This window comes from Tautonia sociabilis (genome assembly GCF_003977685.1).
Lineage (GTDB): Bacteria > Planctomycetota > Planctomycetia > Isosphaerales > Isosphaeraceae > Tautonia > Tautonia sociabilis.
In genome coordinates this window covers 122,421-129,612 of the sequence record NZ_RYZH01000014.1, presented here as the reverse complement: position 1 = coordinate 129,612, position 7,192 = coordinate 122,421, and the positions used below count along the sequence as shown (strand labels likewise).

At 69.8% G+C, this 7,192-nt stretch carries 6 protein-coding genes; 2 read left to right on the top strand and 4 right to left on the bottom strand.

Going from position 1 to position 7,192, the window contains the following annotated elements; translation table 11 throughout:
- The first annotated feature begins 745 nt into the window (after positions 1-745).
- Positions 746-1,714 (top strand): fumarylacetoacetate hydrolase family protein, encoded by a 969-nt coding sequence (locus TsocGM_RS09300; RefSeq protein ID WP_126725033.1) that lies wholly within the window; start codon positions 746-748, stop codon positions 1,712-1,714.
- A gap of 251 nt (positions 1,715-1,965) precedes the next feature.
- Here the strand turns inward: TsocGM_RS09300 and TsocGM_RS09295 are convergent, their stop codons facing one another.
- From TsocGM_RS09295 to TsocGM_RS09285, 3 genes are all read right to left on the bottom strand, one after another.
- Positions 1,966-2,850, bottom strand: coding sequence for a phytanoyl-CoA dioxygenase family protein (locus TsocGM_RS09295; protein ID WP_126725032.1), 885 nt, complete (start codon positions 2,848-2,850; stop codon positions 1,966-1,968).
- Positions 2,851-3,075: 225 nt separating this feature from the next.
- Positions 3,076-4,089, bottom strand: a complete 1,014-nt coding sequence (locus tag TsocGM_RS09290) for a DUF1559 domain-containing protein (RefSeq protein WP_126725031.1) — start codon at positions 4,087-4,089, stop codon at positions 3,076-3,078.
- 130 nt (positions 4,090-4,219) lie between these two features.
- Positions 4,220-4,741 carry a hypothetical protein gene (locus TsocGM_RS09285; RefSeq protein ID WP_126725030.1) on the bottom strand — a complete coding sequence of 174 codons (522 nt, stop codon included), beginning with the start codon at positions 4,739-4,741 and terminating at the stop codon, positions 4,220-4,222.
- Between the two features lie 681 nt (positions 4,742-5,422).
- Between TsocGM_RS09285 and TsocGM_RS09280 the strand changes: the two genes are divergently transcribed.
- Positions 5,423-6,214 (top strand): hypothetical protein, encoded by a 792-nt coding sequence (locus TsocGM_RS09280; RefSeq protein WP_126725029.1) that lies wholly within the window; start codon positions 5,423-5,425, stop codon positions 6,212-6,214.
- Between the two features lie 241 nt (positions 6,215-6,455).
- Here the strand turns inward: TsocGM_RS09280 and TsocGM_RS09275 are convergent, their stop codons facing one another.
- Positions 6,456-7,181 carry a carbohydrate-binding family 9-like protein gene (locus TsocGM_RS09275; protein ID WP_126725028.1) on the bottom strand — a complete coding sequence of 242 codons (726 nt, stop codon included), beginning with the start codon at positions 7,179-7,181 and terminating at the stop codon, positions 6,456-6,458.
- Between the last annotated feature and the right edge of the window lie 11 nt (positions 7,182-7,192).

The following is a 7,192-nucleotide window of genomic DNA, read 5'->3' as shown; positions in this document are numbered from 1 at the left end:
CCGCATCGCTGGTGGGCGTGGTCTGGGACGGGCAGGCCGACCGACGCCGACGGCGAGGGGGAGGTGCCGGGGCCCCGAGCCCACCGAACCTGCACCGGCAGCTTGACAGTCCCCCTCTCATAGATGGGTTCGTTCCGCGTGCGGCGTTCCCGCGCTCGCAGCCACAACAGAGTGCCGCTCGCCTCGGCTCGGCTCGGTTCGGCCTGCCTCCACGCACACGATCACACACGAACTTCTCGGCCAATCAATCATGAATCCAAACACGTTCGGTGTCGCGTTCAGACCGGATCTGAAGCGACGATTGAAAGTCATCGCGTTGCCTTGCCAGTAGGATCGGGGGATTGGGGGAGGCTTGGTCAGCGCGGGTGGGAGGAATCGGATGGGGGCCGGAGGAGCCGAGTCTCTGGTCGTGATCGAGGAGGGAGAGGGAGCCGGGGGGGATGGCGGTTGATCCCTCATGATCGGCCGGTCTGGGAGCGGAGGCCGATGGCGGCGGGCAGGGCGATCGGGCCCGACGGCGGCTCGAGGTTGCAGGGAAGGGCGACCTGGGCTCGTTCGGACGGCCCGAGCTCCAGGATGCCCCGACGCGCCGAGCGGCGCAAGGACCTGAGCCGACTGGACCGGGGCGGCTTCCGCTCAGCAGGGCCGGCTTGCGGAGGAGGGCGGGCGGGGGTATCGTCCGGGGCCCGAGTCGGGCAGGATTTGGCGGGGTTCCCCGGTCGAGAGCGAGAGAGCGAGGCCGCCCATGAGGCTTTGTCGGTTCGCGCTGGATGACGACGTCCCGCTGACGGGGTTCTTCCTGGACGATCGGGTGGTGCCGATCGACCAGGCGATCGAGGCGTTCACCGAGGCGATGCAGCTGGAGCTGCTGATCCACGACAGCGACGACCTGATGGCGATGCTGCCGCCGAAGGGGGCCTCGCACCGAGCGGCGTGGGAGCTGGCGCGGTGGATCGAGGGGCTCGACACCGAGGCGCTGGGAGAGCTGGCGATCGCAAGCGAGGAGGTGAGGCTGCTGCCGCCGGTCGACCGGCCGGGAAAGGTCCTGATGCTGGCGAGGAACTACCCGGAGCACAGCGTCGAGGTGGGGGACATCGCCGCGGAGCGGGCCGAGACGTTCCCCTATGTGTTCATGAAGCCGGCCTCGACGGTGATCGGGCACGGGGACGAGGTCGTCATCCCGTCGATCTCTCCGGACGGGATCGACTGGGAATGCGAGCTCGGGGTGGTGATCGGCGCGGAGTGCAAGCGGGTGTCGGAGGCCGACGCGCTGCGGTTCGTGGCCGGCTACACGGTGCTCAACGATGTGAGCGATCGCGGGTTCCGGCCCAATCCGGGGCGGAAGCCGCGCGAGCGGGACGCCTTCTTCGACTGGCTGCACGGCAAGTGGCACGACACCTTTTGCCCGATGGGCCCCTGCGTCCGGTCGGCGGACAGCCTGGCCGACCCGCAGCGGCTGGCCGTCCGGCTTTGGGTCGACGACGAGCGCATGCAGGACGGAAACACCGCGCAGATGATCTTCCCGGTGGCGGCGATCGTCTCCTTCATCAGCTCGATCGTCACCCTCCAGCCCGGCGACGTCATCGGCACCGGCACCCCCTCCGGCACGGGCAAGGGGCGGGGGCGGTTCCTGAAACCGGGGCAGGTGATGACGGCGGAGATCGAAGGGATCGGCCGCCTGGTCAACCCGGTGGTGGCGGAGCTCGGGGACTGATCCCGGTTTTCTTCGATGACCGACCGTTGGGCCGGGGAGGCCGAGGTCGTGTCGCCCCCGGTATCAGAGGCCTCCCGGCTGGGGTCGACACGACCCCGGCCTCCCCGGGACTCGACGGATCCGCGATCGGTGAACGCCGGTTCGAGACGCAAGCCGACGGGTCTCGGCCGGATCGGCCCGGGCGGGAGCGCGTTGCGAGGAGGAGGGCGCCGAGATCGAACGGGCCCCGGCACCGGAGGCGAGGCCGATTGTCAGGCCGAGGCGGGGTCGTAGAGCATCGGGAAGAATGGCCCTCCCATCGGCTCTCCCCGGGGGATGGGGGGGACGCCGTCGAGGAGCACGTCGTCGGTGTCGGAGCGGACGCCGTCTCGGAAGACGTTGATGACGGTGGCGCGGCGGGGGCGGTCGGTGCGGTTGGCGAAGGAGCCGTGGACCATCAGGGGATGGTGGAAGGTGGCCTCGCCGGCCTTGAGCTCGACGGCGACCGGGTGGGAGAACCTCTCCCACTGGCGGTCGTCGAGGACCTGCCGGATGGCCTCCATGTCGCCGGCCAGGCCGGTGATCGGCAGCAGGGGCCAGCGGTGGCTGCCGGGGACGTAGTGGACGCAGCCGTTGTCGATGGTGCTGTCATCCAGCCCGATCCAGCATGTCAGGTGGGCCATCGGGACGGTGCGGGTCCAGTAGGAATAGTCCTGGTGCCAGGCGACGACGCCGCCGTGCCGGGCGGGCTTGCAGAAGAGCTGATCGTGCCAGAAGCGCACGGCCCCGCCGAGGAGCTGCGCGGCGGGGACGGTGAACGCCGGGTTCCAGAGCAGGTCGTGGAAGCCGGGCTTGATCCGCCAGGCGCCGAGCGCGTGGAAGAGGACCCGATTCGGGTCGGCCGACTCGTTGGTGTGGTACTCGTACCAGAGCTCCCGGCCGGGGTGGTTGGGATCGAACCACTCGGCGAGCTCGGCCCGGAGGGCGTCGACCTGGGCGTCGTCGAGGATCCGGACGCCGGCGAGGTAGCCGTTCTCCTCGAAGAAGCGGACCTGGTCGTCGGAGAGGCGGAAGCGGTCGGGATCGCCCGAGAGCTGGGCGGCGAAGAGGGAACCGACAGGGGAGGACGACTGGGAGAGGTCAGTGACGGTGGCCATGGTCGGGCTCGGCGGGCGGGCTCGGGAACGATCGGGGCCTCGGCCTCGGCCCCGGACCCGGGGCCGTCGACCGCCATTGGAGCACGACGACTCGGCCCGGTTCAAGGGGAGGGACCGAGCCGAGCCGAGCGGATCAGTACGGTACGGAGCGGAACGGAATGAAACGGAGCGGAGGCGAGCCCTGGTCGGGGCGCGCCTCCGAGGAGAGGGATCGAGCCGGGGCGATCAGTACTGATCGGCGCTGATAACCTCGCCTCCCCGGGTCGTGCCCAGGGCTCGCCAGGTGTAGAGGTTGATGGTGTTCTTGATGAAGCGCACGCTGCCGTCGGCGAAGCCCATGTTCACGCCGCCGGGGTGGCGGCTGCGGAAGGCATAGGTCGGGGGCATGACGCTCGTCGCCGCGACGCAGGGCGGATTGTCCTCGAGCGGGTACTTGCAGTAGCCCGCGCTGTTCTGCACGTCGGGCAGGGAGCTGTTGGGGGTCAGGTAGGTCGAGGTACTGACGGCGTCTCCCCACCAGGTGAAGCCGCGGAGGTCTCCGCCCTTCCCCTTGATGACCTCTCCCACCAGCAGCGTGTTGCTGGTGCCGTCCCGGATCGAGGCGAAGTCGTAAACGCGCTTCCGGGAGGGGTAGAAGTTTTGCGTGTCGTCGGAGTCCGAGAACGGGGCGCCCTGCCACTGGGCCACGTCGGGATAGATGCCGACGGTGTAGCCGCCCGGCACGGTCCCCAGGGACTGATAAATGTCGGCGTTGCCGAAGTTGCAGGTGTAGTTGTGCCAGGTGACGCCGGAGTAGAGCGACGGGTCCGAGGGCATCGCCCCGTCGGACGGGCAGATCAGCGCATTGATCAGCGTGGTGGTGACCGTCCGATTGTGGACGCTACCGTATCGGATCCCGTTGCGGGGGCCTCGGGCGACGCCGCCGCCGGCCTGAGGCTCCATGTAACGGCCATCCATATTGTAATGATTGTACAATGCCTGTTGTTCAATGTAGGGGAGGACGAACAACTGGAACGTTCCGTAGACGGCGGTGCGGTGGCCCGGAGGGAAGGAGCCGGTGGCGCTGGCGTAGTTGTGGAGGCCGAGGGCGACCTGCTTGAGGTTGTTGGTGCACTGGGCGCGGCGGGCGGCCTCGCGGGCCGACTGCACCGCAGGGAGTAACAGGGCGATGAGCACGCCGATGATGGCGATCACCACCAGCAACTCGATGAGCGTGAAGCCGCGATGACGACGCGTCATGGCTCTTCGTCCTCGACTGGGAGGAAGGAAGGGATGGAACGCGATCCGACGGGGGATCGACGACGGAGCGGGGAAGCGCCGAGGGCCACTGCGATCGCTCTCGCGATCCGGCAGCCACGCTCGGGATCGGTCACGGGCTCGCTGGGGCCGATCCGGTCGGAGTGCCGAGCGGGAGGGACGCGCGCGGCATGAGTTTCTGCCCGGGGTCGGCTTCGAGCGCGAAGTCGAATTCGTTCGGCCCGTCCTCGGTCACTTCGACGCGCAATTCCGACTCGACGTTGTACTTCGAGGGGATGAGGTCTCGGGGGTAGATCGGGCCGAGGCCGGGCATGGCCTCGTCCTCTTCCACGGTCATCTCGTCCGAGGGGCTGGAGATGCGGACCTGGTAGCGACCGGGGACCAACCCCTCCGCCCGGGGGATCGAATAACTGCCGCCTTCGATGAGGGAACCGCCGGTGATGCTGTCGGTATTGGTTTGCTCGGGGTAGAACTGGATCGTCCCCTCGGCGAGCGGTTCCCCCTCAAAGGTGATGTTTCCGCGGACCGGCATCCGGTTCAGCCCGTCCCCCCCGCCGCAGCCGGCCGAGAGGACCGAGGCGGCCACGGCGACCAGCGCCCTGCGGAAAGCGGCTCGGCCCGATGGCTGTGCCATTCGTTCGTCGCTCCTGATCGGGTCGCATCCCGAGGTGTTCGCAGGGCACCGGCCAGGCGGGGCCGGGCCCCGGGCCGGTGGTCTGCCGCGGGGCCGGGGGGGCCGGGATGCCCGCCCTTCCGGCCCGGATCACGGCGGGGGGAGGCCTCGGTCACGCCCGTCGGCCTCCCTCGGTGCTTACGGGGCGTCGCGACCGATGGGGGGCGCCCCGAGCCGGCGGACGGACGGACTCCAGGAGCCTGGAGAAGCACCGGGAACACGGCCGATCCCCTCGGTCTGGTTTGGGGAATCGCGCCCCGTTGGGGGCTTGTGTGGCAGTAGCCGAATGACGTCCGCCCCAATCCGATCGGAGTGCGGCGGGGCGGCGTCCCGTTCGGGAGGAATGCTCCGGCTTCGGGGTCACACCCTGTGTCGATGCCATTGGGAGAGGCGACCGCGACGAGACAACGAATCGAACGACCTCGATGCGCCGCAATCGTCCTCGACAATGCCCGACTGGCCCGGTCGAGTCAAGAAAAATGGAACAAGTTCGTCGCGGGCTTCCGCGATCGCCCGCGCCGCCAGGCCGGCGTTGCAATTGGGGGGTGGGACGGTCAGCATGGCGGGAGCGGGCTGCGTGCCTGGGAAAATCGCGCCGGCGGCCCGCCTGCGCCATTCCATCGTGAAGCGAAGAAGACGATCATGGCTGAATCACTCGGATATGAGCCCCCGCTCGACCGCCTGCTCCGCCTCGGCGACCTCGACCTCGGCGACGAGTGGCGAGACTACCGGGCACTGGGGATCGGTCCGGAGCACCTGCCGGAGCTGATCCGGATGGCGACCGACGCGGAGCTAGTCACGCTGGCTGACGAGGAGGACGCCGACGAGGCGGCCTCCTGGGGGCCGCCGCACGCCCTGAGGGCGATCGCTCAGTTGGGGGCGGTGGAGGCGGTCGGGCCGGTGCTGGAGGGGCTCAGCCGGCTGGTCGACCTCGACGACCTCTGGGTCGAGGACCTCGGCGACGCGATGGCCCAGATCGGGCCGGGAGCGATCCCGTCCTGTGCGGCGTACCTGGCCGACGAGTCGCGCGGCGAGCACTGCCGGATCATCGTCTCGGAGGCCATCGCCAAGATCGCCGCCGCCCATCCGGACGCACGGGGGACGTGCATCGAGATCATCGCCGGGCAACTGGCGAAGCACGAGGAGGGAGCGAGGGAACTGAACGGGTTCCTCGTCTCGGCCCTGATCGACCTGAAGGCGGTGGCGGAGGCGCCGACGATCGAGGCCGCCTTCCAGGCGGGCTGCGTCGCACCCGCGATCGCGGGAGACTGGCCGGAGGTCCGCTTCCAACTGGGGCTCGGGCCGAAGCCGGAGTCGAGGAGGTTCCAGGAGAACTGGCGAACGCCCCGGCTCGGGAACCCGATCCCGGCCAGGCGCCCTGACCTGAAGACGCTCAAGCGGAAGCAGAAGCAGTGGAAAAAGCGGAAGCGGTGAGCGGAGGGATCGAGGGGAGAAGCAGTCGAGATCGAGCGGTCCCGAACCGATCGGAGGGAGAGGAGCCTCGACGAGGGGAGATCGGGAGGGGAGCGCCGGGGAGAACGGCCCCCCGGATCCGTCCGGTCGGACGGGATCCGGTCCCGGATTCGGGATCGGCCTGGGGGGAGGTTCGGGACGGTCGGGAGCGGGGGCCTCGAGGGAGAAGGGCCGAGGCCCCGGCTCGTCGGGAGGGGCCGGCTTACTGGGAGGGGCCGGCGAAGCGGAGGAGGCCGTAGTCCTCGTAGCGGTGGAAGCTGGGCTGGGTGAGGGGGGCGGAGCTGAAGAGGAGGGGAGAGGTCCCCTCGGGGCCGTAGTCGTATCGGCAGAGGGCGAAGCGCCAGGAGTCTCCCTCGGCGGGGCGGCCCCCGGTGGGCTCGAAGAGGGACCAGGGGATGCGGCCCTCGACGCGCCACGAGCGGTCGACGTCGCCGGGCTGGTCGAGGGTGCCGTCGACGGCGGCGACGGCGGAGAAGCCGTGCGGGGGCTCGGAGGCCAGCTCGTCGAAGGGGTGGCCGCGCCGGGGGAAGCGGAGTTCGAGGATGACCGAGCGGGGGTTGACCTGGAACTCGTAGTAGCGCGGGCCCTCCTCGGAGGGCTTGAAGAACAGCTCGAAGACGTCGCCGAGCCAGAGGCGGTCGTTGCGCTCGGTGCCGAAGGCGCGCAGTTCGGCGTCGGTCATGGTGGCGGCGAAGTAGAGGGCCTCGTCGTCCCAGACCAGTTGAGCCCGGGTCCCCTCTCGGGGCTCTCCGGCCCAGAAGGCGGCGAAGTCGGTGATGGCGTCGGCCTCGGCGGCCTGCCAGGCGGGGTCGTCCAGGACGCCGTCGATGGTGGGGGCGGTCTCCACTCGTCGACAGACCGCCTCCCGGGTGACGGGGGGTTCCTGGACCGGGGGGGGGACAGAGAGGGCGAGCAGGAGCGCGAGCATGATCGGGGCTC